Origin of the sequence: Bradyrhizobium sp. CCBAU 11361, from assembly GCF_028128935.1 — a bacterium.
In the GTDB taxonomy this organism is placed as follows: Bacteria; Pseudomonadota; Alphaproteobacteria; order Rhizobiales; family Xanthobacteraceae; genus Bradyrhizobium; species Bradyrhizobium niftali.
The window spans coordinates 16805-41791 of sequence record NZ_LBJZ01000174.1; the positions used below are offsets into that span (position 1 = coordinate 16805).

24 protein-coding genes and 3 pseudogenes are annotated in these 24987 nt (G+C 58.8%); 17 read left to right on the top strand and 10 right to left on the bottom strand.

The features are described from left to right. Positions 1 to 44: 44 nt before the first annotated feature. Positions 45 to 278 carry an SAVED domain-containing protein gene (locus XI08_RS19920; RefSeq protein ID WP_271575041.1) on the bottom strand — a complete coding sequence of 78 codons (234 nt, stop codon included), beginning with the start codon at positions 276 to 278 and terminating at the stop codon, positions 45 to 47. A 430-nt stretch (positions 279 to 708) separates the two neighbouring features. On the opposite strand from XI08_RS19920, the gene XI08_RS19925 reads away from it, so the two are divergent. From XI08_RS19925 to XI08_RS19935, 3 genes are all read left to right on the top strand, one after another. After that, positions 709 to 2277, top strand: coding sequence for a PAS-domain containing protein (locus XI08_RS19925; RefSeq protein WP_271575040.1), 1569 nt, complete (start codon positions 709 to 711; stop codon positions 2275 to 2277). Positions 2278 to 2615: 338 nt separating this feature from the next. Next, complete coding sequence (locus XI08_RS19930) at positions 2616 to 3353, top strand: LLM class flavin-dependent oxidoreductase (RefSeq protein ID WP_271575054.1); 738 nt, start codon at positions 2616 to 2618, stop codon at positions 3351 to 3353. A gap of 21 nt (positions 3354 to 3374) precedes the next feature. After that, entirely contained in the window at positions 3375 to 3722 is a 348-nt protein-coding gene (locus tag XI08_RS19935) for a DUF3088 domain-containing protein (RefSeq protein ID WP_271575039.1), read from the top strand. Between the two features lie 180 nt (positions 3723 to 3902). Here XI08_RS19935 and XI08_RS19940 read toward each other — a convergent pair whose 3' ends face one another. The 4 genes and pseudogenes from XI08_RS19940 to XI08_RS19955 form a co-directional block, all read right to left on the bottom strand. Beyond that, positions 3903 to 4136 (bottom strand): hypothetical protein, encoded by a 234-nt coding sequence (locus XI08_RS19940; RefSeq protein WP_271575038.1) that lies wholly within the window; start codon positions 4134 to 4136, stop codon positions 3903 to 3905. 10 nt (positions 4137 to 4146) lie between these two features. Continuing rightward, on the bottom strand, positions 4147 to 4386 hold the full coding sequence (locus tag XI08_RS19945; RefSeq protein ID WP_271575037.1) for a hypothetical protein: 240 nt from the start codon (positions 4384 to 4386) through the stop codon (positions 4147 to 4149). Continuing rightward, positions 4383 to 4703 carry a pyridoxamine 5'-phosphate oxidase family protein gene (locus XI08_RS19950; RefSeq protein ID WP_271575036.1) on the bottom strand — a complete coding sequence of 107 codons (321 nt, stop codon included), beginning with the start codon at positions 4701 to 4703 and terminating at the stop codon, positions 4383 to 4385. The genes XI08_RS19945 and XI08_RS19950 overlap by 4 nt, the downstream gene beginning before the upstream one ends. Before the next feature lie 94 nt (positions 4704 to 4797). Next, positions 4798 to 5463: pseudogene (locus XI08_RS19955) on the bottom strand (carbon-nitrogen hydrolase family protein); the annotation flags it as partial. A gap of 239 nt (positions 5464 to 5702) precedes the next feature. On the opposite strand from XI08_RS19955, the gene XI08_RS19960 reads away from it, so the two are divergent. The 7 genes from XI08_RS19960 to XI08_RS19990 all read left to right on the top strand — a co-directional run bounded on the left by XI08_RS19960 (position 5703) and on the right by XI08_RS19990 (position 12276). Then, the gene (locus tag XI08_RS19960; protein ID WP_271575035.1) at positions 5703 to 6302 is read left to right on the top strand and encodes a DJ-1/PfpI family protein; all 600 of its coding nucleotides are present in this window, start codon (positions 5703 to 5705) and stop codon (positions 6300 to 6302) included. 742 nt (positions 6303 to 7044) lie between these two features. Beyond that, a complete protein-coding gene (locus XI08_RS19965) occupies positions 7045 to 7821 on the top strand; it encodes an ABC transporter ATP-binding protein (RefSeq protein ID WP_271575034.1) in 777 nt (258 codons plus the stop codon). Then, entirely contained in the window at positions 7821 to 8657 is an 837-nt protein-coding gene (locus XI08_RS19970; RefSeq protein WP_271575033.1) for an ABC transporter permease, read from the top strand. Before XI08_RS19965 ends, XI08_RS19970 begins: the two co-directional genes overlap by 1 nt. A gap of 130 nt (positions 8658 to 8787) precedes the next feature. Continuing rightward, positions 8788 to 9750, top strand: coding sequence for an ABC transporter substrate-binding protein (locus XI08_RS19975; RefSeq protein ID WP_271575032.1), 963 nt, complete (start codon positions 8788 to 8790; stop codon positions 9748 to 9750). Positions 9751 to 9803: 53 nt separating this feature from the next. Then, positions 9804 to 10976 (top strand): LLM class flavin-dependent oxidoreductase, encoded by a 1173-nt coding sequence (locus tag XI08_RS19980; protein ID WP_271575031.1) that lies wholly within the window; start codon positions 9804 to 9806, stop codon positions 10974 to 10976. A gap of 1 nt (position 10977) precedes the next feature. Further along, positions 10978 to 11175 carry a hypothetical protein gene (locus XI08_RS19985; RefSeq protein WP_271575030.1) on the top strand — a complete coding sequence of 66 codons (198 nt, stop codon included), beginning with the start codon at positions 10978 to 10980 and terminating at the stop codon, positions 11173 to 11175. A gap of 804 nt (positions 11176 to 11979) precedes the next feature. Next, positions 11980 to 12276 carry a hypothetical protein gene (locus tag XI08_RS19990; RefSeq protein WP_271575029.1) on the top strand — a complete coding sequence of 99 codons (297 nt, stop codon included), beginning with the start codon at positions 11980 to 11982 and terminating at the stop codon, positions 12274 to 12276. A 153-nt stretch (positions 12277 to 12429) separates the two neighbouring features. Here XI08_RS19990 and XI08_RS19995 read toward each other — a convergent pair whose 3' ends face one another. Then, a complete protein-coding gene (locus XI08_RS19995; protein ID WP_271575028.1) occupies positions 12430 to 14388 on the bottom strand; it encodes a putative bifunctional diguanylate cyclase/phosphodiesterase in 1959 nt (652 codons plus the stop codon). Positions 14389 to 15487: 1099 nt separating this feature from the next. On the opposite strand from XI08_RS19995, the gene XI08_RS20000 reads away from it, so the two are divergent. After that, positions 15488 to 15793 carry a hypothetical protein gene (locus XI08_RS20000; RefSeq protein ID WP_271575027.1) on the top strand — a complete coding sequence of 102 codons (306 nt, stop codon included), beginning with the start codon at positions 15488 to 15490 and terminating at the stop codon, positions 15791 to 15793. Positions 15794 to 16108: 315 nt separating this feature from the next. Here the strand turns inward: XI08_RS20000 and XI08_RS20005 are convergent, their stop codons facing one another. Next, positions 16109 to 16279, bottom strand: coding sequence for a hypothetical protein (locus tag XI08_RS20005; RefSeq protein ID WP_179880042.1), 171 nt, complete (start codon positions 16277 to 16279; stop codon positions 16109 to 16111). A gap of 23 nt (positions 16280 to 16302) precedes the next feature. Here XI08_RS20005 and XI08_RS20010 point away from each other — a divergent pair, with 23 nt between their 5' ends. From XI08_RS20010 to XI08_RS20020, 3 genes are all read left to right on the top strand, one after another. Further along, complete coding sequence (locus XI08_RS20010; protein WP_271575026.1) at positions 16303 to 16497, top strand: hypothetical protein; 195 nt, start codon at positions 16303 to 16305, stop codon at positions 16495 to 16497. Positions 16498 to 17116: 619 nt separating this feature from the next. Beyond that, positions 17117 to 17704 (top strand): hypothetical protein, encoded by a 588-nt coding sequence (locus XI08_RS20015; protein ID WP_271575025.1) that lies wholly within the window; start codon positions 17117 to 17119, stop codon positions 17702 to 17704. Between the two features lie 835 nt (positions 17705 to 18539). Beyond that, entirely contained in the window at positions 18540 to 18848 is a 309-nt protein-coding gene (locus XI08_RS20020; protein WP_271575024.1) for a hypothetical protein, read from the top strand. A 1612-nt stretch (positions 18849 to 20460) separates the two neighbouring features. On the opposite strand, the pseudogene XI08_RS20025 reads toward XI08_RS20020, so the two are convergent. Next, a pseudogene (locus tag XI08_RS20025) lies at positions 20461 to 20859 on the bottom strand (ISNCY family transposase); the annotation flags it as partial. Positions 20860 to 21703: 844 nt separating this feature from the next. Between XI08_RS20025 and XI08_RS46385 the strand changes: the two are divergent. Both XI08_RS46385 and XI08_RS20035 read left to right on the top strand, forming a co-directional pair. Then, positions 21704 to 21883 (top strand): zincin-like metallopeptidase domain-containing protein, encoded by a 180-nt coding sequence (locus XI08_RS46385; protein WP_442869824.1) that lies wholly within the window; start codon positions 21704 to 21706, stop codon positions 21881 to 21883. A gap of 787 nt (positions 21884 to 22670) precedes the next feature. Continuing rightward, positions 22671 to 23030: a HipA N-terminal domain-containing protein gene (locus tag XI08_RS20035; RefSeq protein WP_271575023.1), complete on the top strand. Its 360-nt coding sequence runs from the start codon at positions 22671 to 22673 to the stop codon at positions 23028 to 23030. Here the strand turns inward: XI08_RS20035 and XI08_RS46390 are convergent. Further along, positions 23027 to 23281, bottom strand: a complete 255-nt coding sequence (locus tag XI08_RS46390) for a hypothetical protein (protein WP_442869823.1) — start codon at positions 23279 to 23281, stop codon at positions 23027 to 23029. The two genes, XI08_RS20035 and XI08_RS46390, sit on opposite strands and share 4 nt — an antisense overlap. 22 nt (positions 23282 to 23303) lie before the next feature. Here XI08_RS46390 and XI08_RS20045 point away from each other — a divergent pair, with 22 nt between their 5' ends. Then, positions 23304 to 24026, top strand: a complete 723-nt coding sequence (locus XI08_RS20045; protein ID WP_271575053.1) for a HipA domain-containing protein — start codon at positions 23304 to 23306, stop codon at positions 24024 to 24026. On the opposite strand, the pseudogene XI08_RS20050 reads toward XI08_RS20045, so the two are convergent. Then, positions 24004 to 24629, bottom strand: a pseudogene (locus tag XI08_RS20050) (helix-turn-helix domain-containing protein). The gene XI08_RS20045 and the pseudogene XI08_RS20050 sit on opposite strands and share 23 nt — an antisense overlap. Between the last annotated feature and the right edge of the window lie 358 nt (positions 24630 to 24987).

Consider the following 24987-nt stretch of genomic DNA (forward strand, 5'->3'; position numbering starts at 1 on the left):
CCGATGACCGCGTAACCGGCGCTTTCGGATATTTCTGCCGCGGGCTAGCTCGTGATCTTCAAGGTCGGAATGAAGCCGCCGACCGACCGATTCTGATCATAGATGCGCAAGGGCAGATCGGCTTTCGGCATCCGAACACGCCCAACCTCGATAGAAGCTGAGTTCGGCAATGCGGGAAAGACGTTGATGAACGCATTCTCTCCATGAACAGCCTTGATCTGGTCGAATAGACGCCGAAGGTGGCGCTTGAACTCCACCAAATCCTCGGGACGGCGCATGATATCGTTGTGCGGGTTTCCGCGGTCAAGGACCAGATAGCGATATCATCGCCGAGCACGGTCCGAAGCCGATCGTCGGTAACGGTCGCTGTAGACTTTGCCTACCGAGAGGAACGCTCTTGTACGGTCCGTACCGAGAGGAACGCTCTTGTACGGCCCGCGTAGCGAAGCGCTGGCCTCCTCAAAACCGCTGGCGACGGGAAGGCTCTGGCGCGCTTCGAAAGATAAGCCGAGGCGAGGCCGTTAAGTCTCCGCTAGCCCCGCCGAGCCTATTGTCGGCCATTCTCGACCGAATAGGTGCATCATGAACGCTGCGACGGCGGGCCTTTGGGCGCGGACTGCGACCAAGACGCTGCAAAGGTTTCTTCGCTTTGTGCGTGGCTCCGATAGCCTGAGCGTGGCCGACAAAATCTATTCCATCGCCGGATTTTTGACGATCGTCACATTATTTCTGCTGGTGATGTCGATCCATTCCGTGCGCCTACAGGGGAACTATCGGCACATGCAGGCCGATTCGGCCGCGGCCGCCGTCAATATCGGGCGCGTCAACGCCCTGATCTACGCGATCGTGATGGAATCGCGTGGGATCTACATGTCCACCGAACCGGCGAAAGTGAAGCAATTCGCGGGAGAGCTGGTCAAGCGCAACAGCGAGCTCACGGCGGTGATGGTGCGCTGGGAACAGACTGTCCAACTCGACGATCTCGAGCTGTTCGCGGCATTCAAACAGCGAGTGATGCAATTCATCGACTTTCGGCAGGAACTGGTGCGGCGGGGGCTCGAGATCAGTCCGGCCGCGGCTCGTGAATGGGGCGATAACGACGCCAATCGCACGGTGCGCAGCAATCTCAATGCTGACCTCGAGGCACTGCAGCGATCCTACGACAAGCAAGCCCGCGAAGCCGATCAGCTTGCTGACGAGAACCGCTATGCGGCCTGGTACCTGTTCATGCTTGGCCTCGCGGCGCTGGTCCTTGCCGCGATCAACGTCCTCGTCATGCGCGACTCTGTGATCGGCCGGCTCTCCGATATCACACAAGCAACCGACCGGATCGCCGCAGGAGACATCAAGAGCGAGGTGCCGCATCTGATGCGGAACGACGAGATCGGTTATCTGGCCCGCACCGTGCAGCACTTCCGCGATGCCGTGCAAAAGATTTTGGAGCTGGAGCAGCTCGAGTTCAACACGGCGCGGCAACGCGACGCCGCCATGACCCAGCGCGACAAGCTCAACCATAAGTACCAGGCCAAGAGGTGGCAATTGTCGGCGGCGATCAACAGCATGCCCCAAGGCCTCATCATGCTCGACGGCAGGGCCAATGTCATCGCGATGAACAACAACTATCGACGGATCTACAATCTGCCTGAGACGATCAGGGCTGGCTCCACGCTGGAGAAAATCCTGCAGCATCGTGTCAAGAACGGACTTTTCAGCGGCGACATCGTCAAGTATCTCACCGCGTTTCTCGATCGCATCGCCCGGCGCGAGCCGACAGCCTACGAGATCGCGCTAAATGACGGCCGCACGATCAAGATCTACGAGCGTCCGATGGATGGCGGCGGTTTGGTGTCCGTGCAGGAGGACGTCACAGACTTGCGTCATGGCCAGCGCATGTTGGAGAGGACCGAGCGGTTTCTGGCCACCATCGTCGAGAACGTTAACGAAGGCATCATCGCCAAGGACGCGCGCACCTTGCGTTACCTTTTCGTCAACAAGGCCGCCGAGAAGATCATCGGCATGTCGCGGGCCGAAATCGTCGGCAGGACCGCGCGCGAATTGTTCTCCCCGGAGGCGGCCGACCTGATCGAACGGCGTGACCAGCAGTTGCTTGCCCAGAAGCAGCAACTCGAACCCATTATCGATTCGATCGATAGCCCCGTTCGCGGGCAGAGAGTGATCTGTGCTCGACGGTTACAGATCGGCAGCGCCGGAGAAGAATCGCACATCTTCGTGACTATGGTCGAGGATCGGACCGATCAGATCGGAGCGGGCCCATAGCGGATCGTTGACGCCAAAAGAGCGATCACAATTCACCCCTCCGGCGTCGGCAACTCCCTGAGCGGCTGCCCGACACCGAGGAACACGGACCATCCAGGCCAAAAGAAGTCGCCCAGGGAAGTTGAACGGCGACTGCATGGACCGAGCCCCAGGGGCCGCGCTATCCCCGACACGTTCGCCGCCGGCGTGAGCGTTTCTGTGACCTACGCGTTCACCAAGCTGAACCATTGCGATTTGTTGTTCCCAGGTCGTGGACGTGCAGGGGGAATGGAAACCTCCTCGTGGTGGCTTAGTCCTATCAGCTCCGTCCGGGTGATAGATTCCGCTCGCGTCCCACGATCTATCTTGGCGGAGAGTCCGAGGCTGCGCGCGCACTCGCGGCAGACGCTGCCGATGTCTATTTCATGAATGGGCAGCCGCTCGACGACATTCGCTCGCTGATCCAGGACGTCGCGCGAAGGCCGCGCCGCGGCGTGCCGATTCGCTTCGGCATGTCCGCCTTCGTGATCGCGCGCGAGACCGACGCGGAAGCCCAGAGGAAGCTCGTCGAGCTGTTCACGATTGCCGACCAGGACAAGCCGGCCCCGGCGCGCGTCGTCGCCAACGCCGACCCCGATGCGCAGAAGTTCAAGATGGCGGCCAAGGAGGCAAGGGTAGAACGAACGGAGGGACCTCCGCGCGGCTCGTCGGTAGCTATGACACGTGGCGCGCCGGATTCTCGAATTCAACAATATCGGCGTCGAGCTCTTCATGCTTCAGTTCCAGCCGGGCGACGAGAACATGCGGCGCTTTGCCGAGCATGTGATTCCTCGCGTGCGGCACCTGCAGGCAAGGGCGGCGTGACTGAGCATGAAGCGGTTATGGCCGACTGGATGATGATCCTTCTAGATCGACGCTGGCACGCGAAGCGGTCAGTACAATTCAGCCAAAACAACGCTCCTTCCATTTCATTGACTGAGGATCATTTGCACTTACGATCCGGCGCTACGATGTGTGGCGCACAATGGGACGAAATCGACCGCGCCAGCACAATCGAGTGTCGCAGACCCTCGGCGCGAATCACGCAGGTGTGGTGATGGGCATTTCGGAGACCGGTAATGAGCAAAGATCGCCTCTTCCTGTTGAAGCCAGGATTTGAAGATCCGGCACAGCCGGGGCGGTTCTTCGTCTGCCCGCACTGCAACGCGATCGAAGGCTTGCTGGCATCGTTTCCGGGGCTGGCAACGCAGATTGAGGTGCATCGCCTGTCATTCGCGCGACCGAGAGCCGAGATCGTGGAACTTCTCGGAGAGCAGCACCAATCGCTTCCAATTCTCGTCTTCGATCAGACCCGTCCGGTACCCGACGATGCGGATGTCGCAAATGGCTGGCGGTTCATCGACTCATCGCAGCGAATACTCCGCTATCTCGCCGATCGCTACACATTTCCACATGTCCATCAGTAGGTCGGGATGGAGATCGCCATTGCAAAGCGGCAACGGAGGAAAGCAGGTAGAGACTGGATCTCCTGGAGGAGAGTTCTGAGCCGGCGGGCCCACACGCGGGGCGGGGGCTGTCGATCAGAACGGCTGTCGCGTGAGCCAAGCGCGCCTGCCGTCGTCTCATCCGGAGGCGCGCTTCCGCGATCACGCTGCGGCCAAAGCGCAGCGATCGGAATGCAGATGCGAGACGATAACCAGCTCGACGCCGTCGAGGGCTTGGTCGGTGCTCACGGGGAGCTCAACCAGCGGATTTGGCGAGCGTCCCGCAATAGAAGGGCGGCTGTGCTTCGGCGCGAAACCGGATCGATGAGTATCGTGCGTCCACCGAGATTCAGCTTCAATGTTGCGTTTCGAAGGAGTTGCAGCTTCATCCGTCATTCCTCGTTCGCTAATAGAGAGTCTTTTTGGCGTCGGTTTCGATTCGCGCCTCGATGTCCTTGACGGTGAGATCGGCAGGCATGGTCTGATCGGAAATCATCTGTCCGAGCGACGGCAGTTTGGCGCGATCCAGCCGATAGTCATCCCGCCAGAGACGGCTGCCCTTGAGAGCCTTGGTGCAATGAAGGAACGTCTCCGTGACGGTCACGACGATCGCGAGCTTTGGCGCCTTGCCGCCGACCGACCTCAATTGGAGGAGGACCTCGGAGCGCGTGAGACGCGCGGTGCCATTGACCCGCAGCAATTCCTCGATGCCCGGAAAGCGAACAGCAGGCCGATCGCCGGATTGACGAGCAAATTCTCCATCGTATCGAGGTGATTGTTGCCGGGCCGGTCCGGGATCGCCAGATGATGAGGATCGAAGATATGCACAAAACTCGGCGCGTCGCCGCGGGGGCTGACATCATGGCCGCGCTCGGGATGCGACGAGCCAATGATGACAAGCGGCGCATGCGCGATAAAGTTGCAGCAATGTCGATCCAGCCGGTCGAGCTGCTTGGCGCGCATCAATGCCGACGGCGGAAGATAGGGTGGCCGTAACTCCTCGGCAGAAGTGAGATAGGTCGGCGCCTCCAGCATCGGCGAGGTCTCCTCAATCTGGTCAATCCCTGACATTGCGCGGATAGGTCTGTTTGGCCGCATCGGCCGCGGCCAGATCGACTTCAAGGCTGATGATGGGATTGTCCTCGCTCGTGTGCGCAAGGATGTCTCCATCAGGCGCCACGATCCAGCTTCCGCCGGCAAAGCTGCCGCCGCGCCGGTTCGCCGTCACCACGAACGCGCCGGCTGCAATCGCCGCCATCCGCGTCGCCACTTCCCAGCGCGGATGGCCGCCGGTGGCCCGCGGCGCGGCAATCAACTGAACCCCCGCCTGCCCGAGACGGCGCGCCGCGGTGCTCACCATGAGCTCCGTGCAAACCAGTTCGGCGAAGCAGAGGTTGTCGTCCCGCACGGGAAGTACATTCTGTGGGCCGCGATCGAACCAGGTTGCTTCCCAGCCCCTCTCCTGCTGCGGCAGCCACGCCTTGGGCCTGCCCCCGACCAGACCGCTCTCCGGCTTCCAGAGAAAGGTCTCGTTCCAGCGCCGTGTGTCCACCTCGACAGCCCGCGTCCCGAGGATACGCTTTGCCGTCAGGCGCTTCAGCTCATCTGAGATCTTGGCATGCGTGGCGACGGCCTGACGCCAAACGACCTCGCTGAAGACCGGGCTTCCCCAAAAACTGTCGACGCCTGCCAACTCGGGAAGAACGAGCAGATCAACCGGGGCCTTGGCGAGCTCACGTTCGAGCCGGCTCTACATCGCTGTCGCGCCGTCGCGACGATCGGGAAATTCACAAGTCGCTACTCGGATGATCACCATGTCCTCCATCTTGGTCAAAGTTGCGCCAGGCGAGGCCGGGTTGACCAGTGGCACGGATGCCACCTAACGTTAAGATTATGCCAAACCTGCGCACGCGCGCCACACGTCAGAAACCACGACCGCCAAGGCGGGAGCAGTTTGTCGCCGTGCTCGCCTATGACGGCGTCAACGCTTTCGAGCTCGGACTGGCGGTGGAAGTTTTCGGCCTGACAGATATGGGCACTGACTGGTATCGCCTTGTCGTTTGCAGCGAGCATCCGGGACGGCCGCTTGCTACCAATAACGGCATCAGAATTGTTGCCGACGACGGTCTGAGGACGCTGGCGCTGGCGAACACGATCATCGTGCCGGGGTGGTCGCATATCGAGCACATTCCGTCCGTGACATTGCTCGACACGCTGCGCCGTGCACATCAACGAGGTGTGCGGATCGCCTCGATTTGCTCCGGCGTGTTCATCCTTGCTGCCGCCGGATTGCTCGATGGCCGCCGTGCCACCGCGCATTGGGCGCAAGCTGAGTTGCTCTCAAGCCGATATCCGGCCGTAAATGTCGATCCAAATGTGCTTTATGTCGACGACGGCGACATCATGAGTTCAGCCGAATTTCCCGAGGTGCTGCGGCCGCGATCCGCTGCATCATCGCGCGAGACCTTCTTCCAGGAGAGTCTCACCGATGGACCGGTCTTGACGGGGCGCTTCTGTGAGCCATCGACGACAGTTGTCTCCGTGCTACCACTCGAGTCTTAATTGTTATCGGTACCCCCGTTGTTTCCAGAGCAAGTGCCACTTCCGAAAATCTGCATCTTCTACGAGCCATGCTCGCTATCGCCGCTAACGCCATCGTTGCGGCAAGCAGTTGGCCTCAACGCGTTGGAGCGCGCCTATTCGCGCTCCAAGAGCAACCCGAGGCTGCTGGCCATCTCTGTGACGGAGGTCAACGGTCGTCTGAGAATTCGCGCGACCCTGCTCACTGGCTGCCCTTGATCAATTAACCCTCGCAATTTATGCCGTTCAATGGCCGTCCAAGCGCGTTCACTTCCGTTGCGAATACGTCTCGAAACAGTCTTCATTTCGTTCGAGCCGTCCTGAGACTCAATTTGAGAGGGCATGATCACTCCGTTGCTGACGATGCAGCTTGTTGCATGAACATCAGGAAAATCAATAAAAGTAAAGATGGCAGGCTCGCGCGCGAGCCGGTCCGAGTGCAATCACCAAACAACGCGGTTGGTTTGACAGGTTCTCCTGGAAACACATTGGCTGCACTGCTGACTAAGGTCCGGAGGATACCAACCCTTGTCCAGAGAAGGTGCGCTGGCACACTCCGGCATCGATCAATCTCACCTTCGCTGTCGAGAACAAGTGCGTTCATGCTTCCTCGCCGTCACGGTTCAGCATGGACGTCATACGTTATGGGCGAAAATTGAAAACACCTCTCGCGGGTCTGGATGGATAATGGCTATCCTGGTTCGAAATCAAAGAAGCCGATCGGATGTTCGCCCTACAATCTGTCTCTAAGCATTTCGAGAAGAGCGACGGGAAGCTGTTTCTGGCGCTTCAAGAGGTAGACCTCGAGATACAAGCCGGCGAATTCTTGTCGATCATTGGTCCGTCCGGTTGCGGAAAGACGACCCTCCTGAACCTCGTCGCCGGCTTCGTCAAGCCGACGTCCGGACGCGTGCTCAAAGAGGGGGCCGAAGTCGCCGGCCCCGGCCCCGATCGCACGATGATGTTTCAGGACTATGCACTATTTCCCTGGCTAAGCGTTGCGGACAACATCGCCTTTGGATTGGGTGCGGAGAAATTATCCGCAACCGAGCGAGACACTCGTGTCCGTCACTTCATTTCGCTCGTCGGCCTGGATGGATTCGAGAAGGCGTATCCGTCTCAATTGTCAGGGGGTATGCGGCAGCGGGTCAGCATCGCAAGAGCCCTGGCTCCGGCCCCTGACGTCGTCTTGATGGACGAGCCATTTGCGGCTCTGGATTCGCTGACACGCGACCGGCTTCAGGAGGAACTGCTCGCCATTTGGTCTCGCGCCCACAAGACCTTCGTTCTGATCACGCACAATGTCGAGGAAGCCGTGTTCCTGAGCGATCGGGTGGTCGTGATGGGATCTCGGCCCGGGCGCATCCACTCCGTCGTTGACATAGCGATCCCACGCCCACGAGCGCCTGAGATTCGCGTCCGGGATTCCGTATTCCTTGATCTCAAGCACGAGGTGCTGGATTTGCTGGGTCGGGTCACTCCGACAGCGGAGCGTCATTGATGTCGCTGTTGCAGGCCGGCGCTCGCTCGCAGGAGCCAGGCAGCGCCCTCACTGATCTCGTCAAAACCAAGCCGGCCACGTTCCCCTTGGCGCAAGTGAAGTATTTCGTGCCGCTGCTGGTGCTGCCCGTCCTGTGGGAGATCGGTGTTCGGTCCGCGATGATCAACGCAAACCTGTTCCCGCCGCCCTCCGCGATCGGGGCCGCGGTGCTAGATCTCGCGCGCGCCGGCATGTTGTGGTGCGACGTCTCTGCCAGCATCCTCAGGGTCCTAGTCGGCTTTTCGATCGCAACTGTCGTAGGGGTTGGTCTCGGCCTTCTGCTAGGGCGTTTATCGGTGCTGGCCCGCTACGTGCTTCCGCTGATCGAGGTCATTCGTCCGATCTCCGTCATTGCATGGATTCCGATCGCGATTCTGTGGTTCGGCCTCGGCGATCGACCCGCCTGGTTCCTGATCGCGCTCGGCGCGTTCTTTCCAATCTTCACCAGTACCTACGATGGTGCGCGCTCACTTTCGGATGTCTACGTCCGCGTCGCTCGTTGCTTCGGTGCGCCGCGCGGATTGTTCATCCGCCAGGTCCTGCTGCCAGCGACGCTACCGCATATCCTCACCGGAATGCGCATAGGGCTCGGCACCGGCTGGACTTGCGTCATCGCTGCCGAATTGGTCTCGGCGACTTCAGGCCTTGGCTACATGATCCAGCTCGCGCGGACCACGATCGAGACCGAGAAGGTTCTCGCAGGCATGCTCGTGATCGGCTTGATTGGATTTGCCATGAACAGCTTGATGTTGCTTATCGAGCGTCGACTTTCGTTGCACCGGCGGCTGCCCGATTGAATTTCTTTAAACCATTGGATGAGGTGATCTCATGAGACGCAGAACGTTCCTGATCGGCGCGGGCACCGCCATTGGCGGCCTTGCCACAGGCTTCCCGAGACCGGCAATCGTCAGCGCCCAGAGCAAACCGTTGAGCAGGATCACGCTTGGCTATCAGAGCCTGTGGGCCGGCGGTGGTCAAATCTTCGAGGCGTTGCGCCATACGAACATTCTCGAACTCAACGGAATAGAGGCCGAGTTCAAGACCTTCACCTTTGGCGGACCGCTGGGTGAAGCGGCCGTCGCTGGCAGGATCGACAACATCTATGCCGCGGACGCGCCCACCTTGCGCGCAATCTCCCGCATCCCGGGCTCCAAGGTGCTGCACCGGACGCATGATCAGCGCTTCGGTATCGTCGTCCGCAACGACTTCAAGGGCACAACGCTGGTCGACTTGAAAGGAGTGAAACTGTCAGGGCCCTTCGGAACCACCGTGTTTCCCCGAAGCATTCAGGCGGTGGTCGCGGCCGGGATCAAGGAGCCGTTCAAGGATATCACGATCATCAACCAAGATATTGCCGAGCAGGCCGAGTCCTTGAAGAGCGGGCTTGTCGATGCCGTCACGACGTGGGATCCGACCTACGAAAGATTGTTGCAGCAGAAGATCGGCAGGGAGCTGTGGCGCGATCCAAAAGGTGCCTCCGGCATTCAAGCATTGAGCGGACCCTGGCTCGCTCGCAATGGAGAAGAGGCGGCGATCCGTTTTCTCAAGGCATGGACTTTGGCAGTATGGTGGACGTCGAACAATCTTACCCAGGCTGACGAATGGTTTGCGCAGACGTCCCGGCTGGACGCCAGCCTGTTGCGGGCGGCAACCGATGCCGATCGTTACCTGCGCGCGCCGGTCAAGGACGTCAAATCGCTCGATTTTGCCGTCTCCGATGCAGAAATATTGGAAAGTCAAAGGGTTCTCGACTTCCTGCATGAGCAGAGGCTGCTGACGGCCCGCCTTGAGGCTGCGCCTTACTATGACCGCGGGCCCATCACGATTGCGCAAAAGCAGATCGCAACCGGCGATTTCTCGGATCCTGCCAAGATCAGGATCGTGGGCTGACGGTGTGAAATTGAATGGCCGCAACGTCACCGCTGTCCTGAATCGGAACTGAAATGAATCTAGATCCTCGTCTCCACGGGACGCCTTCCCCGGCGGACTTCGACGATAGTCCGCTCGCGCGCGTGCTGCGCCAGCCGATGATCCTCGGCCTTTTCCTGCCGACACAAAGTGGAGGCTGGTCCGCATCCGCGGCACCTCGCTCGACATCGTGGGAGTTCGACTACAACGCAGCGCTCGCGCTTCGAGCCGAGGAACTGGGCTTCGATCTGGTCTTCGGCTTGTCGGAATGGGTTCGTGCAGGCGGCTATGGCGGCAAGATCCGGTTTCGAGAAGATTCGATCGACCCGTTCATGACCGTCACGGCGCTCGCGGCCCTCACCAAACGATTGCTGTTGCTCTCGACTATCCACATCCTCTGCGGCCCGTGGCACCCGATGCATCTAGTGCGTTTCGCGGCCACCGCCGATCACATCTCGAAGGGACGCTTCGGCATAAATGTCGTGACCGGGTTCTCTCCAGCAGAGCCGCTCATGTTCGGCATGCGCCGCCAGGAGCATGACCTTCGCTACGAGATGGCGGATGAGTTCATGTCCATTGCGAAGCGGCTTTGGCAATCGGAGCATAACTTCACATATGAAGGTCAATTCTGGCGTCTTGAGGACGCGTTCGTGCGTCCCAAGCCTCGCTACGGGTGGCCCATTCTTGTGAGCGCAACCGGATCACCAGCGGGATTTTCCTACGCAGCGCGGCACTCGGATCTCGCTTTCATCACCAGTCCTGCCGGCGCCAACGTCGAGCGTGCAGTCGAGGCGCTGCCAGCTCATACGGCCAAACTCAAGGCTGAGGCGCTAAGTTTGGGCCGCAACATTCGCACCATTATCAATCCGATGATCGTTTGCCGGGAGACGGAAGCAGAGGCGAGGGCCTATTACGACGACATCATCCGCCTGGCGGACACGGAAGCCGCCGCCGGGTACGCCAACCACTTCAAGAGTGGCGACAGCAAGGCTTGGAACAATCATGTGCCGCACGAGCGCATACTCGGCGGAAACGTGCACCTGATTGGCAGCCCAGAGCAGGTTGCGGACTGGCTCATCGCCCTGAACAAGGCGGGTTGCGACGGGATGCAGATTTCGTTCTATGATTTTCGCGAAGATCTCGAATTTTTCGGCGAAGCTGTGCTACCGCTGTTGCAGCAAGCCGGGGTCCGGGGACAAGTCTCCTGACATGCACAGTCAAGCACATCCGTGTTTCCTGCTGGAGAAGACGTGGCGGCTCGAAGGCCTGCCGCCCGGCAAAGCTCCGATTCGTGCGCTGCACGTCGGTGATCCCAGTTCTGGCGATGCAGAAAAAGTCTGGTTTGAGGGACCTCGATTTTGGCTCGATCGCGATCCTGTCGGAGAGGATGCCGTCGTTCAGATGTGACCAAATGAAAGTTTTTGATCGTAGAAGACTGTCTCAGCATTCAAGAAATTCACTCTAACGAGCGGTTTCTCCATGAATAGCGTCCGAGACGAGCCCACTGTTCAGATGCCTCACCCAAGCAATGATGACGCGGCTGATTTTGGAGCCTCTCCACGCGAAAAACCCCGGCACGAAAGCCGCGGCTCGTGATGCCACGGCGTACATCCGGCCGCGACGATCAGGTACCAGTTAGCATAAGGTTCTTGAATAAAATGAGACCTTCGCGGCGTCCGTAGTTGAACGTCGGCGCGGATCATCCGCCGCCAACCGTCGATGGTAACGGGTCGGTCTTGCAAGGCAGGCTAAAATTCTGCGATGCGGTCTCGTTTCGCGATGAATTACTGTTCGTTGAGCGGTAGGCAGGCATTTCTATCTATCGGGCAAAAGGTCTTCCGCGAAACAAAAAGTCTTTCGCGCAAGGTGAACGAAGATTCGACGGTCCGTCCTAATGAAGACCCAGGATATCGCCTCGCAGAAGATACTTATAGTCCTCCTCGGTCATCCATTTGGCGCTGTGTCGTGTCTAGTCCCAGATTTGGTATCACGTGATACTCAAAAAGCACCATCTACGTCCGTTGCCTCCGAATAACGATCGCGTGTCGCTCCAGCCGCAGCGACGTCTATCTGGTTTGGATGCGGGATCCTTCATGCTCGGTTTTGATATAGCCAAGTCGCAACATGCCCGGCCTTGGAACTAGGACCTAGTCCGGCGCCGACCTAATATGCTTTGATACGTAGGATGGAAATGAGACGCGTGGTGCTTCAATGTACGTGGTCATTCGCAAGTACACCAATGTTCGTTCGGTTGCGGATGCCGCCCGCCGCGCGAAAAGCGGCGTCGGTCAAATCCTAAGGGAATCGCATGGATTCAAGTCGTACTATGTCCTGGACGGAGGTAAAGGCGTCGGTGTCGCAGTGATGATATTCGAGGATCGCGAAAGCGCCAATGAAGCGAACAAAAAGGTCATGGAGTTCGTTCAAGCGAGTCTGCATGATCTCCATCTTGGAGACCCCGAAATCGTCGCCGGCGAGATACTGGTGAATATCCAATCCGATCAGTAGCGCGCCCCTTTCCATAGAGCAAACGCCACGGCGCGGACTTGGATGCCGTAGGGTGATATCGCAAGTCGGTCACATACCTATCTTGTCATTGATTCCGCTAGCGATGCCAGCGCCTCACGCGGCATGAGCGTCGGTCGGTTTGCACAAGGCGTTTCAAGCGGCAGGCGTCGACCATTGCTTATTTTCGAGCAGGGCGAAGATGCGGTCGGCTGATACCGGCCGACCGATGAGATATCCTTGGACTTCATCACAGCTGGTTTGGCGCAAACACCCGAGCTGCTCGGTGGTCTCGACGCCTTCCGCGACCACGCCAATGTGCAGATCCTGCGCCAGCGTGATTATTGATTTTACGATCGCCGCGCTATCCGGCCGTGTCAGCATGTCGCGTATAAAGGACTGATCGATTTTGATGCGGGTGTAAGGCAATTTTAGCAAATAGGTCAGCGACGAAAATCCTGTTCCGAAATCGTCGAGCGCCACCGTCACCCCCAGTTGCAGGAGTGAATTCAGGATCGATGATGCCGGCCCGTACTTTGAAATCAGCATCGACTCCGTTATTTCGATTTCAAGGCGGCTAGGGGCAACTCTGGCCTCCGCCAGGGCCTGCACGATTGTTTGCAGGATGCTGGTGTTATGGAATTGAGCTGCAGAGAAATTCACGGCGACCCTGAGATCAGAGGGCCAGTTCGACAGCGTCGAGCAGGCGCGTCGGACCACCCACTCACCGATCGGGTGGATCAAGCCGGTTTCTTCGGCAATTGGAATGAACTCAGCCGGCGAAATGACTCCACGGACAGGATGTTGCCAGCGCAGCAGGGCCTCAAATCCGGTTACTCGGTTCTCGCGAATATCAAAGAACGGTTGGTAGACGAGAAAAAGCTCGTCTTTCCCGATCGCCTCCTCCAGATCCCGTTGCAGCGCCCTGCGATCGCGCGCTGATTTGTCGTCGCTGGCCTCAAAGAAGCGAACCGTTCCGGGCCCCGCTTTTTTGGCGCGATAGAGCGCAAGGTCGACATTTTTTAGGAGCTCATTAGGCGTATTGCCGTCGCGCGGGGCCAACACGATTCCGACGCTCGTCGCGCCCGCGATCTCGCGTCTTTCGATCAGGAATGGTTCGCCGAAAGCGCCAACGAAGCGCTCGGCGATTTCCAACGCGTCTTCTACTTTGGCCAGATTGGTCACGATCAGCGCAAATTCGTCCCCGCCGATCCGCGCGACGGTATCGGTCTCACGCGCGCATCGTTGCAGTCTCGCCGCGGCCTGAACGAGGAACTCATCTCCTGCGGGGTGGCCGAATTTGTCGTTCACTTCCTTAAAGCGATCGAGATCAAGGAGAAAAACCGCGAATTCCTCGCCCGAGCGAGCCAACCGGTTGAGGGCAGCTTCGAGGCTTTCGTTGAAGGCGAAACGGTTCGGCAAGTGGGTCAGGGGATCCCGCCGGACCCTCCGTTCGGTTTCCAATTGAGCAATGGTGCGTTTCGTGAATTCGAAAGAATGGGCGAAAACGCCGCGCAGAAGTACGAAGCCATACGCCACAACAAGGATAGCGACGAGCAGATAGACGAAATCGCCATTTCTGCCGAGGCAGATTGCCGTACCCACAAAAATCGGGGCCGTGAATGCAACCGCCGCCACCGGAATCGTAGCGAAGGCGAATGCTCCGCCCGCGAGCATCCCGGAGCAAAGACATGTGATCACGAGTTGGCCGCCATTCGAGGCGTCGGCGAAGAAAGCTACCGGAACGACCGCCCAGGCGGTTCCAAGAACGAGCGAATTTCGCACCAGCCGATGCATGGCCTGTCGGGAGACGAACTGCGGCTTCGTAATCCGTCGTGATAAACGCGCCTTCAAGCCTATCGATAACGCGCCGCAAACCACGGCAGCTGCCCAGATCAGGGCATAGTTTCTGTTGGGCGAGTGCCAGAGGGCAATTGCAAGCACCGTCGCATTGCAGGCGTTGGCCAGCATTATGCCCAGGGAGTAACCGAGCACGAGGGAGATCTGCTCCGCGCGAATGTGCCCTGCGACCGCTTCATCTGTCGCAGGGCCGCCGAAAGCCGCCAGGTCCCCCGCGAATAGCTTCGAGACATACGAGCTCAGATATGTCCTCATCTGGCACCCCCGCAGGACTGGCTCTAACGTTGCGGCCAGTGCTGGAAGGTCGCGGCAAACATTTGAGAAAAGATAAATTCTTGAAGTTCGCCACGTCCGGCGCGGCATGGGGTGGCCGAACTCGTTATTTAGCGGTGGCTAAGGCAGGGCCGGGCGCTGGGCTGACCTCCCGTGTCCTTACCGCAAACGCGGGGCACAGTTCTGTACATTGCGTACTGACCTATGCCTGTAATCGATCGCCGAATTCGGCTAACCTGCCATGATGACAGCTTGTGCGCTAACCTGAATTAAACGGTGGGGCGGTATGAGATCGACAGAAGATGAGACACGCGAACGCATCGTAAGCTACGGCCGCCTGCGCCGACGACTTTCTCTATCGATGAGATCGGTAGGATGACGCAGCTTGTGCCGATCGTGGACGCCCGACATCTCGCCGCTTTCCTGCGCCATATCCGATAGAACGAAGCAATGCTGCGGGCTCACCACAAGAAACGGGCGATGCGAACGCAAGGCCAGGTCTAATGTCGCCCAGGCCAATAGAGGTGATGTGTGGGCACGACGATCTCCGCATCCCTCCAGCCGGTGTCCCCTTCCCGAGAGCTAGTACGAGCCCTGGCGGCAGAAGGCGCTTGAGGCGGTGGCCGGTTGTTCTCTCGTCGAGCCAAGGCGGGACTGCTGCCCTCGCTCCTACGTAGCAATCGTGGGTGTTTCATGCGCAATCGTGACCTTGGCTCCGACAGCTTCCTGGCACTGACCGCGGTCGGTCTGGTGGTGCTCTGCTCGAGCCTGCTCGCCTTTGCGTTCACTTAAAGCGAACGCGCTCGCTGCGTTTCTCGCCTTGACCAAGCTAAGTGCTTGGCGGATAGCAAGCCCAGCAGCACGGACACTGAACGCCGATTGCCGTCCGCCGCGGTAAGGCCGATCACGGTGTTTCGAGACCAGGCCCTCAGAGGTCTGGCCCGCGTTGGGATCAATTTTAAGGACATCGTCGAGGTTAACACTAACTCCGCATTGTCGGCGCGGCGGACAACGCCATTCTTGTTAGAGCGATCCAGATGATGGATTGCAGTGCGGCTCGCACTCAAACTGGAAGTGAAATGTGACGATTATCCTGGCCCTGCTAGGGAGCGCAATCATCGGACTGGGGACGGGCCTGTTCTTTCGGGTCTGGGCCATCGTGCTAGTGTCTCCGGCAATCGCGGTCCTCGCCGCGATCGTATTTCAGGCCTCCGGCTTTGGCTTCTTCGCTGGCGTGTCCGTCATCATCGGATGCCTCTTCGTCGGCCAGATCGGCTACCTGCTGGCAGCGTTCTGCCTGCATAAGGGAGACATCTCAGTTCAGGACGAAGCCGACGGCGACCCAAGCGAACACCGCCATCAGGATGTCCACGACAAGCACCAGTAGCGCAAGGCCCGTCCAGGACGGCAGCTTTCGGCGCAGCCGTAGGGTTTTTCGCCGTGTCAGCAGACGGCCCAGTAAGAACGGAGGTGCGTACCTGAGAGCAATGCCGGCCGCACTTTTTTGAAACACCATGGATCTCATTGCGGCACACCTTTCAATGCTAATGGTCGGTTTACCGTTTCATCAGCAAGAGCAGTGCCAGTGCGGAGCATGCGCGGCAGCGGCGGGGCGGCGGCGCGGAATGACAGCGTTGGAAGTGTGTCATGGAACCTGCGTGTCAACGTGGCACGGGCGGCCTCCGTAGGGCATGTGGCGCTTTCACCGGAAGCGCTTGCGGTTTTGACGCCGAATATCCAGATGCGCCACGTCATCGGGCATAATCTTCGCGTCGCGGATGCAGCTTTCGCTGAGCACGCCGCTGATGCTCGCCTTGGCGAGACCGTGCCGCTTGTCGGTGATTACATCCTGCAATTCGCGGAAATCGGCCAAATGGTGGTAAACGGCATAGACGCGTGGCTGGCGACCGGTTCACCACCGCCCGTCGAAAATTCGACGACCCGCCGGTACAAACGGCGGATCTCCTCACGCTTCCCGACGCACTGCGCGATGCGAAGATCTCAGCCAAGGTCGCTTTGGCTCACTTTCGGCTTCATCCCTATCAGAACCGAACGCTGTTTGAGTTGCTCAAGGATCCGTCGAAGGACTGATCGCCGTACGCGCGTTGCAAACCGACATGGAGCATGGCCCAACCGATAGGCAGCGTGTCAATGCAAGAAGCCAGATGTTTTTCGGCTGCATTGAAGAGGCGTTACATCCGACGCAACTCAAGACATTGCAGAGCAAATTTTACGACAGCGAGTAAGCATCCTGATCCCCGGCCGCGCGCCGCGTGCAGGGGCGCGGCTATGGCGGCCATTATGGTTAGCGGCCCCGAGCGTAAGCTCGAAGCGTAAGCCTGAACGACTGATCGCGGGCAGAGATCGAAATGCACATGTTCGGTGCAAGACTGGGTCTGACCGCGGTCCGCCTGGACCTCCAAACCAGCTTTACCGCCAGGTGAACGCAATCCACGACGCAGGCCCGCGCGCGAGGTCAGGCGGAATGAAACTTGGCTCGGAGATGATCGGATCAGACGTAGCAGATGCGGCCGCGGGTTTGTCTTCTTTTTCGACCCTTGTCAGCTTCTCGAAAGCCAGCCTCTTTAACACTCGAACTTGGCCTCTCGATGACGAAGCCGCCCATGTCTGAATTCGTGACGAACTTCAGCTCATTCCCTGCGGGAGATCTTCAAGAGGCCTTTGTTCTCATAACAGAAAGGAGAGCTTTATGGATCCGAACCCGATTGACAATGCCCGTTCACCAGAATCTCCAACGGCGCACGTCTGGACGCAGGAAGATCATGATTTGTTCAGTCAGATCATGAATGAAGCTGGACCATCATCACCTGCCGCACCTGAGGAAGCGATAGATGTCTCATTTGCCGTTCCCCAAAGATTTTCCCACGGTTCGCAAAGCGCCCCTGACGCGATGGTTGAGAAGCTGTTCCACCGCGGTCTCTTGCCGGACTCGGACCAGCCGACGATGACTTATGAAATCCTAGGTCACCGCTACACGGCCGGTTTGGATCCGTCCAATCGCGTTCGTCTTGTTCATAACCCTGCGGAGGACCAAGTGGTTGGGGCCGGCCAGGCGGGGGTACCGGACTTCGGAGCGTTCTTCCCGGAGAACCGGCGCTTCGGAACGCCGCTAGCACAGCAATGGGCTACATTTGCCCTAATGGACAAGCTGCGCGAAGAAGGTTTCATGCCGACCGCAGATAACTCCACCACAATCCTACTTAACGGACGGGCCTACAAAGCCGAATTAGTCGAAGGAGGGTTCGTTAGGCTTACACGGGAGCCAACCCGGCTGTGAACCGATCGCGCCGGGCTGGAGGCCTGCGATCACTTCGGGTGGCCTTACCTGGAGAGACAATCGCCACCTAACAGTGGATTGTTCGCGCCGCCAGTGGGTACGCATCCTCGGACCCACTGGCAGCCCACGAGAAGCACGATCATCCTGGCCATTTCGTCTGCGTGGCGCCGGCCTGTCATCCGGCATGCCATATTGCCCCCGTATTGCCTCATCTGAGGATGTTACTTTCGCTTGATCGATGTAGCTCCGGCGACCGGCCAGTCCGAGATTGCACCATAGCGCGCAGGATCGGAAGGAACTGGAGACGTCGCGGAATGCCCATGACACGCGGCCAGCGCCGCAGCTTTAGCCGTGTGGGATGATCGTCTCGGCTGCTTTGCCTCTGAGTAGCTCTGCACGATGGTGTGGTGCGGGCCGAACTGTTCGGGGCGTTGCTTAGCGAGGCGACCGAGAATTGCATGCGCGGTCAGACGGGGCTCGGCCGCGGGCCAGCGCTCGATGTCGGCTGGGTCCGCGCAAATTGGGAAGCGAAACCGGTGACCTGGAGGGGTTACTCGGAAACGGCGTTGGCTCTGCCGATGCGAGCCTAGATAGTCTTGGCGGACGCACGAGGTATTCTCAAGGAGCCGGCAAAGGTCGTGTAGCCGCCACGAGGGTCGCAAATGGCTTTGCATAGCAGTGCGATCGCGTGAGCGTATTGATCGGATGGGAATCCTATCAATTGGCACTACCAGATCTGGGCGTTTTGCAAGCAGTACCTTCGCCGTAGGATTACGGCAAAGACCGCATGCATATAGGTGTGCGCAAACAGCTTCGAAACGCGGAAAAGAACGGCATGTCGAACATCAATCTCAGCTCCCGATGCATTGCAGGTGCACGGGCCGGACAGCGAGCCATCATCGCCCTAAAAGTCATCAAATGGAGAGCGCTGGCCCCGAGACGTCGAGGTTTCCAGATGACACGCGGAATGAAGCCGATGTCGCGGATGGTCGCAGCAACAAGGCGCGCGCTCGCCATGTACGATCTCGACCGGTGCTGCGCAATCTGGTGGCTCTATCGTCTCCATTTCGGATTCACCGGCGACGTGATGTTGGGGCTCGCCGCGGTCACGGTTGCCCAGGAGAGATCCCGCTGCGGAATTTAGGAATCGGCGTCGAGCGCATACCGGGCTCGGCCAGCAATCTGCCGCAGGTTACTCGTTTGCACAAAAGCGTGGCCCAACGCCAATCGCCTCAAGTCTGCCCCAGCCAACAACGCCGCAATCACATCGAGTCCCGGCGACCTGAGCGGGGGGCGGTACTAAGGTGCCCGCAAACGCGACCAGCAGGCCGCGAAGAGCGAACTTGCGCTCGCGCTTAACATCACAAGCTGAAATTGATCGGCGGATGATGTTCCCCATAGAGGCCCTCAACAGCGTTCAGACAACCGGGCCCTAGCGGCGAGTGCCGAAATCGGCATCTTGGAGTGGTTAGTGCATCTTGGAGTGGTTAGTAAAGTCTGGCGATGGGGAGCAAGACGCAACGCTCACATTCCGGGTGTGATTTCTGATGAGAAGGAAATACCGCGCTGAGTCCGTGAGGCGAGGGAAAGGGGGGCGTGCAACCGATGAAGCGAGTCTTGCCGAGTGCCTTGCGCTGGATTGATCCTCGCGCAGAATCTCATCGCCGCGCTGTGTCCCGAGGGCTTCAATTCCTCGGTGAGCAAATTCGTCCCTGCAGACGGTCAGCCGCTAAGTCGCGGCGAAGATCTGACTTGTCTTACAATCCAATCGTAGCCGAACACCGACAGCGTCCCGCACCTTGCTGTTCGAAGGCTTCCTTGATCCTGATTTCGCTTGCGCCAGATACGGCATGATTGGTGAGGATGATGTAGTCGGCTGCCAACCGCCGCTTAGCGAGCTTTGTTGCCTCTCCAGCTCATCACTGAGCACGCTCATCGTCAGATTCGACGGCTTCGACGTGAATTTGCATTGGATAGTTGACACGCCTGCAGCCGGATCGTCTCCGTCCCATCGGCCGATAAACGCGCCGTCGCGCTCGGCATCGTTGCCAGGTAGGAAACTCTGGACAGGACGGCGGAGGCATTCCTCGGCAAGCGCAATGCAGAGGTCCTGAAATGCTTTCCAGCCAAGAAGATGGAGAGGATATGTCATTGCTCAGGAATCCGCTTGATGCGCCATTTACACAGTCTCGCCGCTCGATAGCTCAGGACCGACAAGGCCCTGATGAGGCTAAAGCGCGGCGCCGGGAAGGGGCCGGAAAGGAAATGGATGTATGGTGCAACGAACGAGACCCGATCGATCGGCCAGGTCTCGCTACGCAGCACTCCCACCGGCGACGTGTCCCCGGTATCGTCAATGGCCAATTTGAGCCGGGCCTGAATTGCTGAAAACCGAAGTCAAGTTGTCCCGGAAGGGACCAGAAATGGGAGCAAACATGCTCTAGCTTTGCCAAAACGCCAGCGCAAATAGGCGCTGACGTGAACAGACTTTGTCCGGCAGCCATGTCCCATGACCGCCTCCCTTTCTGCTGGGGCGGGTTACAGCCTGCCGGCTCGGACCCGCGTAACGCCGTGTCCCGGCGCGGCCATTAAGCCGGCTGCAGAGGGGGCCCGCTAACAATACTTTTGTCCTGATTCGGGTTGCGCACCTGACAAGCCCGAAGTGTTTTGGACCGCAACTGCTACTGGGCCGTCGCGCCGGGTGAGGGACCGTCGAGGAGTGGCGTCTCGAGGCTTTCTATTTCAGGCATGGCCTTATCCGCAAGCGCCGCGAGGCATTCCTGCGCGCCGCGGATATCGCGCAACAACGCGACCGGGTCGAGAGCGGCATAGATTTCTTGGAGATGGGCGCGAACCGCGTCGGGCGTTCGGGCGTCGGCGGCTAAGCGCTGGTGTGGTGTTGCCGGCGCGCTGTATGTCTTGCGCACGCGCGCCCCATCGCGCTGCTTGGCTATCAATTTGAACGAGGGTTGGAAGAAGTTCACGAACAGCCGCGCCGATCGATAGAGTTCAGCCAGCAGCTTGGCCGCTGCCAGGCCCTCGAACCGACGATAGCCGACCATCCTGCGCACGACGGCGCCGTTCTTCTGCTCGACGAACGCCTGGTCATTCTTTCGGTAGGGCGGGCATCGCGTGAAGACGATGCTGGCCGCCTCGCTTCCGCGTTGCCATGCTTAGCCACCCCATCTTCGCCCCCGCTCGTTCCCGATCCAAGGGAGCAATTTACGTGAGGCAACGGCTCAGCATCCGGTAACAATTAGGGCGAGGAAATGCGCTTCCCAGCCAGATTGTCGCGCTATAATCCGCAGCATTCCCCGGTTGAAGGCTTACTGGAATGCCACAAATGCACCCCGACAATCGACCGATACGCGCAGTGCGACGAACATGGCAGTACAATATGCACGGCAGAGGGATGGGCGGGGCGCACAGCACCGAATTCGCAATTTGACGCCACAGGAGACCTGCCATCTAACGGGGCGAAGTATCTACGATGGTATGGTCCGCAACCGACAATGTCTCACTGATCAGCGCCTGAGCCGTCCGGGTGATCTTGAAGTCGTGACGACTGACAGCACAGAGGGCATGTCTGAGTGGTTGCAGGAGTTTTCGTGGCGGATTGAGCGAGTGTTGATAGCCCACACATTATTGACCGACTGCGCAAAGGCCTGTCAGCTTGCGGTAAGCTATCACAGATACAGAGCCCTTGGGATTAACGGGATGTGACAGGGACAGCGTTATCGCTCCAGACCGATCAGCGCCGAGTCACTCTTCCGCTAGTCTCAACGGCAGTGCGGATGTGGTAGGGACTAGTTGGCCTGGTTTCAGCCCCCGGGTCGGTTAGCACCGAGCCGCGCCCGCACTGTTTTACATCTTGCCCCGACCAATCCCGCTAGCTATCTCGACAAGTTTCGCAGGTACTCTGGCGAAGGTCGGTACACCACCTGAAAAGGTGAGGGCCACGTACTTCCATTTCTGCCGCAGCCCGCGCAATGAGTGGCGTTGGACACTACATGCCGCCACGAGAGCCGCCTGAACCGCGAGTTCGGCCGCTGGCGCTTCGGCGTTGAGGGCTATGCCATGGAAGAGTTGGTCGCGGAGCTTGGCGCGGCCTTCCTGTCCGCCGATCTCGGCCTAACACCGGAGGTGAGGGAGGATCACGCCTCCTATATCGCCTCTTGAATAAAGGTGCTGAAGAACGGACGCGCGATCTTCTCGACCTCGTCCAATGCCCAACGGACGGCGAACTTCCTACATGGGTTTCAGGCCAAAAATTCCGCCGCGGCCTGAGCCGCGGCGGCAATCATCAATCTGGACCTCGTCATTTTTGCTCCAAATAGCTTGGGTCTCCAACGGACTCTGGACGAAGTTGTTGACTGGGCGTCATCCTACTTACAGCGGAGCGGATTTTTCGCACGGGTTCAGATAGATAATTCGCTGCAGTTGCAAGCATTTTGATTGAGGATGCATGGGTTTGAAGCGCGAGGTCCGGTCTCAATCGCGGCGACCGTACCGACCGTGCGAGCTCAACGACCCTGCTCACGCCTTGCATACCACGAAGTCCGTAGATGCTGCGCGACGCTCGTACCCCCACCATGGGTTGCGAGTCCGGCTTGTGTGCGAATGGCTCGAGGCCGAGCCCGATGACTTCAAGTCCTTTCCAACCGACGTAGACCGCAACCGGTCGGCGTCAGCCGTCAATGGGTGATTAACGTCGAGCATGGTCATCCCCGCGCAGAGCTGGCTCTTGTACTCCGTGCTCTCGACGTTCTCGGCATCCCGGTGGACGCCAACAGTGGAGGGCCCACCAGCCGCGGGTCTACCTCCGCAGTTGATATCAACGCCATCGTCAACAAGGCCAAGAAAGGCAAGACATAATGGCCGAGCTCATTGCACTCTTGGGTGGCACCGAAGTCGATCGCGTCCGCAGCGACGCGCGCGGCCGGCTGACCTTCGTTTATGACAATGCATGGCGCAACGCGGAAGGGGCCTATCCCCTGTCGCTTTCGCCGCCGAGGAGCACGGTCCAGCCACTGTTCAGTCCTTCTTGTGGGGGCTGCTTCCTGACAACGAGCAGGTGCTCGAGCGCTGGGCCAAGAAATTTCAGGCATCGGCGCGCAACGTGTTTGCCCTCATCTCTAACATCGGTGAGGATTGCGCCGGGGCCATCCAGTTCGTCACGCCTGATCGATTGGAGGCTCTGAAAACAGGCAAAGATGACGAGATCGAATGGCTGGATAAGCCGGAAATAGCAAATCGGCCTCGAGTCTTGCGCGAGGATCACGCTGCCTGGCGTCTGCCCTGCGACACGGGTCAATTCAGTCTTTAGGCGCCTAGCCGAAAACCGCGGTTGTCCTCAGAGACAACAAATGGGGCATTCCATCCGGGCGCATACCAACCACCTACATTTTGAAACCACCGACGGGCCATTTCGATGGTCACGCCGAGAATGAGCATATCTGCCTGCAGCTCGCACGCGAACTCGGGCTGCCACCCGCTGAAACCAAGGTGATGCGCTTCGAACAGGAAATAGCGATCGTGGTTTGAACGCTGCGATCGGCAGGTCAGCGGGAACGACATTATCCGCGTTCATCAGGAAGATATCTGTCAGGCCATGGGCATCCCGCCGACCAAGAAATACCAAAACGAGGGCGGACCAACGCCTACCGATGTGGTCGAGCTCTTGCGTACCTACTCGACAGACCGCGAGGCTGACCTTGAGACGTTCGTCAGCGCTTTGGTCTTCAACTGGCTCATTGGAGGCTCTGATGCTCACGCCAAGAACTATTCATTGCTTCTGGCCAGCGGTCCTCTCGTGCGTCTCGCCCCCCTTTACGACATCGCCAGCATTCTTCCTTACGACAACGTCGATCAGCGCAAGATCAAACTCGCCATGAAAGTCGGGGGTGAATACAAGCTCGATCAAATTGGCTTGCGTCAGTGGCAAAAATTTTCACGCGAGCTGCGTGTTGATGCTGACGTGCTCATCGCTACGCTGATCTCCATGGCCGGGCAGATCCCTGACCCGGTGGCGGACATTCGCACGCGAGCGCAAAAGGAGGGATTGGAGAACGCTGTCATCGAGCGATTGGCAACGGCTTTGGGTGTGGGAGCCAAGGATTGCGAACACGTTCTGAAGGGATCTAGGATACGGATCATCCATCAATTGAAGGGAGTCGAACGCAACCACGAGCTCGTTCATTCTGATATCGGCGCGCTCGCCGAACGGCTGCCTGACAAGCCCGTTGCCGCGTCCCCTTATGCTCGTCCCGAGTTACGGCTTGCAAGCGCTCGGCCGGCGCTCAACTTTGCAGGTCGAAACTAGCGAGCCGCTGCCGGTCTAGAATCATGAGCTCGCGTTGAGTATTGCCGACGAAAGCAAAAACGCCATCATTATGCAATTGCGACACTGCGCGTGAGACGGTCTCGATGGTCAAGCCAAGGTGATCCGCGATGTCTCGGCGGGACATTGGTAGTGACATAACATCAGCAGTCATGAGCCGCGCATCCATCTCATGCAAGAAAGCGGCAGCGCGCTCCAGAGCAGTCTTACGTCCAAGCAGCAGCATTTGGTTCTCCGCGTGCTGCAATTTAGCCATGGTCATGCTGAGGAAAGTGCGTCAGACAACTGCGTCAGTGTGGGCGATTGCAATCAAGAGCGTGCCTCTTGATCAGCCGAACAGTGCTATGCGTAACGGCTTCCGTAGCAAAATCGGTGTGCCCCACTGTTCTCGAATCCGAAAATGTCACCTGGTAAATGAAACGCGCCAATCTGGCGTCGCCCATCGGACAGCAGTTTGTAGGCCCGTACCGCTCCTTTCATGACATGATAGACGTATTCCGCGGGTTCACTCTCGATGTAGATCGTCCGACCCTTGTAACGCTGACAATGTGTGGAAGATCGTGGTGATTTGAGCATTGTCGGCATAGACGAGCATTCACGGTGTGTTGGTTTCTCAGCCATGGATCCGCGCGCTTCGTATTCCGTATGTGTATGTCCGATTGCCGCCTTAATGTCGTAAATCCGACAGGAGCTGCCGGAGCAACTCCGCACGAAACGCTGAACGTGGGCGTGTTCTTCTCGTCCAACAAGGCGCAGTCGAGATTTTGTGGGTGGCACGGCGGTTGCTAATGAGCAGAGAGATCGCCGGATGAGGTGGGTGAAGATGGTCGCGGGCGGACTTTAGTGGTCACACGGATGAGACTGTTGCCGGTTTCAACAGACGTCTTGCAAGACGCGGCTATTGCGGATGCGTCATTCACCACGCCTCCCGCGGCTACAGGCC

What these genes read in the sequence shown, in the direction of transcription:
- XI08_RS19920 (WP_271575041.1), bottom strand. Translation starts at nt 278, where the DNA reads ATGCGCCGTCCCGAGGATTTGGTGGAGTTCAAGCGCCACCTTCGGCGT.
- XI08_RS19935 (WP_271575039.1), top strand. Translation starts at nt 3,375, where the DNA reads ATGAGCAAAGATCGCCTCTTCCTGTTGAAGCCAGGATTTGAAGATCCG.
- XI08_RS19940 (WP_271575038.1), bottom strand. Translation starts at nt 4,136, where the DNA reads ATGACGGATGAAGCTGCAACTCCTTCGAAACGCAACATTGAAGCTGAA.
- XI08_RS19950 (WP_271575036.1), bottom strand. Translation starts at nt 4,703, where the DNA reads ATGCGCGCCAAGCAGCTCGACCGGCTGGATCGACATTGCTGCAACTTT.
- XI08_RS19965 (WP_271575034.1), top strand. Translation starts at nt 7,045, where the DNA reads ATGTTCGCCCTACAATCTGTCTCTAAGCATTTCGAGAAGAGCGACGGG.
- XI08_RS19970 (WP_271575033.1), top strand. Translation starts at nt 7,821, where the DNA reads ATGTCGCTGTTGCAGGCCGGCGCTCGCTCGCAGGAGCCAGGCAGCGCC.
- XI08_RS19980 (WP_271575031.1), top strand. Translation starts at nt 9,804, where the DNA reads ATGAATCTAGATCCTCGTCTCCACGGGACGCCTTCCCCGGCGGACTTC.
- XI08_RS19985 (WP_271575030.1), top strand. Translation starts at nt 10,978, where the DNA reads ATGCACAGTCAAGCACATCCGTGTTTCCTGCTGGAGAAGACGTGGCGG.
- XI08_RS19990 (WP_271575029.1), top strand. Translation starts at nt 11,980, where the DNA reads ATGTACGTGGTCATTCGCAAGTACACCAATGTTCGTTCGGTTGCGGAT.
- XI08_RS19995 (WP_271575028.1), bottom strand. Translation starts at nt 14,388, where the DNA reads ATGAGGACATATCTGAGCTCGTATGTCTCGAAGCTATTCGCGGGGGAC.
- XI08_RS20015 (WP_271575025.1), top strand. Translation starts at nt 17,117, where the DNA reads ATGGATCCGAACCCGATTGACAATGCCCGTTCACCAGAATCTCCAACG.
- XI08_RS20020 (WP_271575024.1), top strand. Translation starts at nt 18,540, where the DNA reads ATGTCGAACATCAATCTCAGCTCCCGATGCATTGCAGGTGCACGGGCC.
- XI08_RS20035 (WP_271575023.1), top strand. Translation starts at nt 22,671, where the DNA reads ATGGCGCAACGCGGAAGGGGCCTATCCCCTGTCGCTTTCGCCGCCGAG.
- XI08_RS46390 (WP_442869823.1), bottom strand. Translation starts at nt 23,281, where the DNA reads ATGTCGTTCCCGCTGACCTGCCGATCGCAGCGTTCAAACCACGATCGC.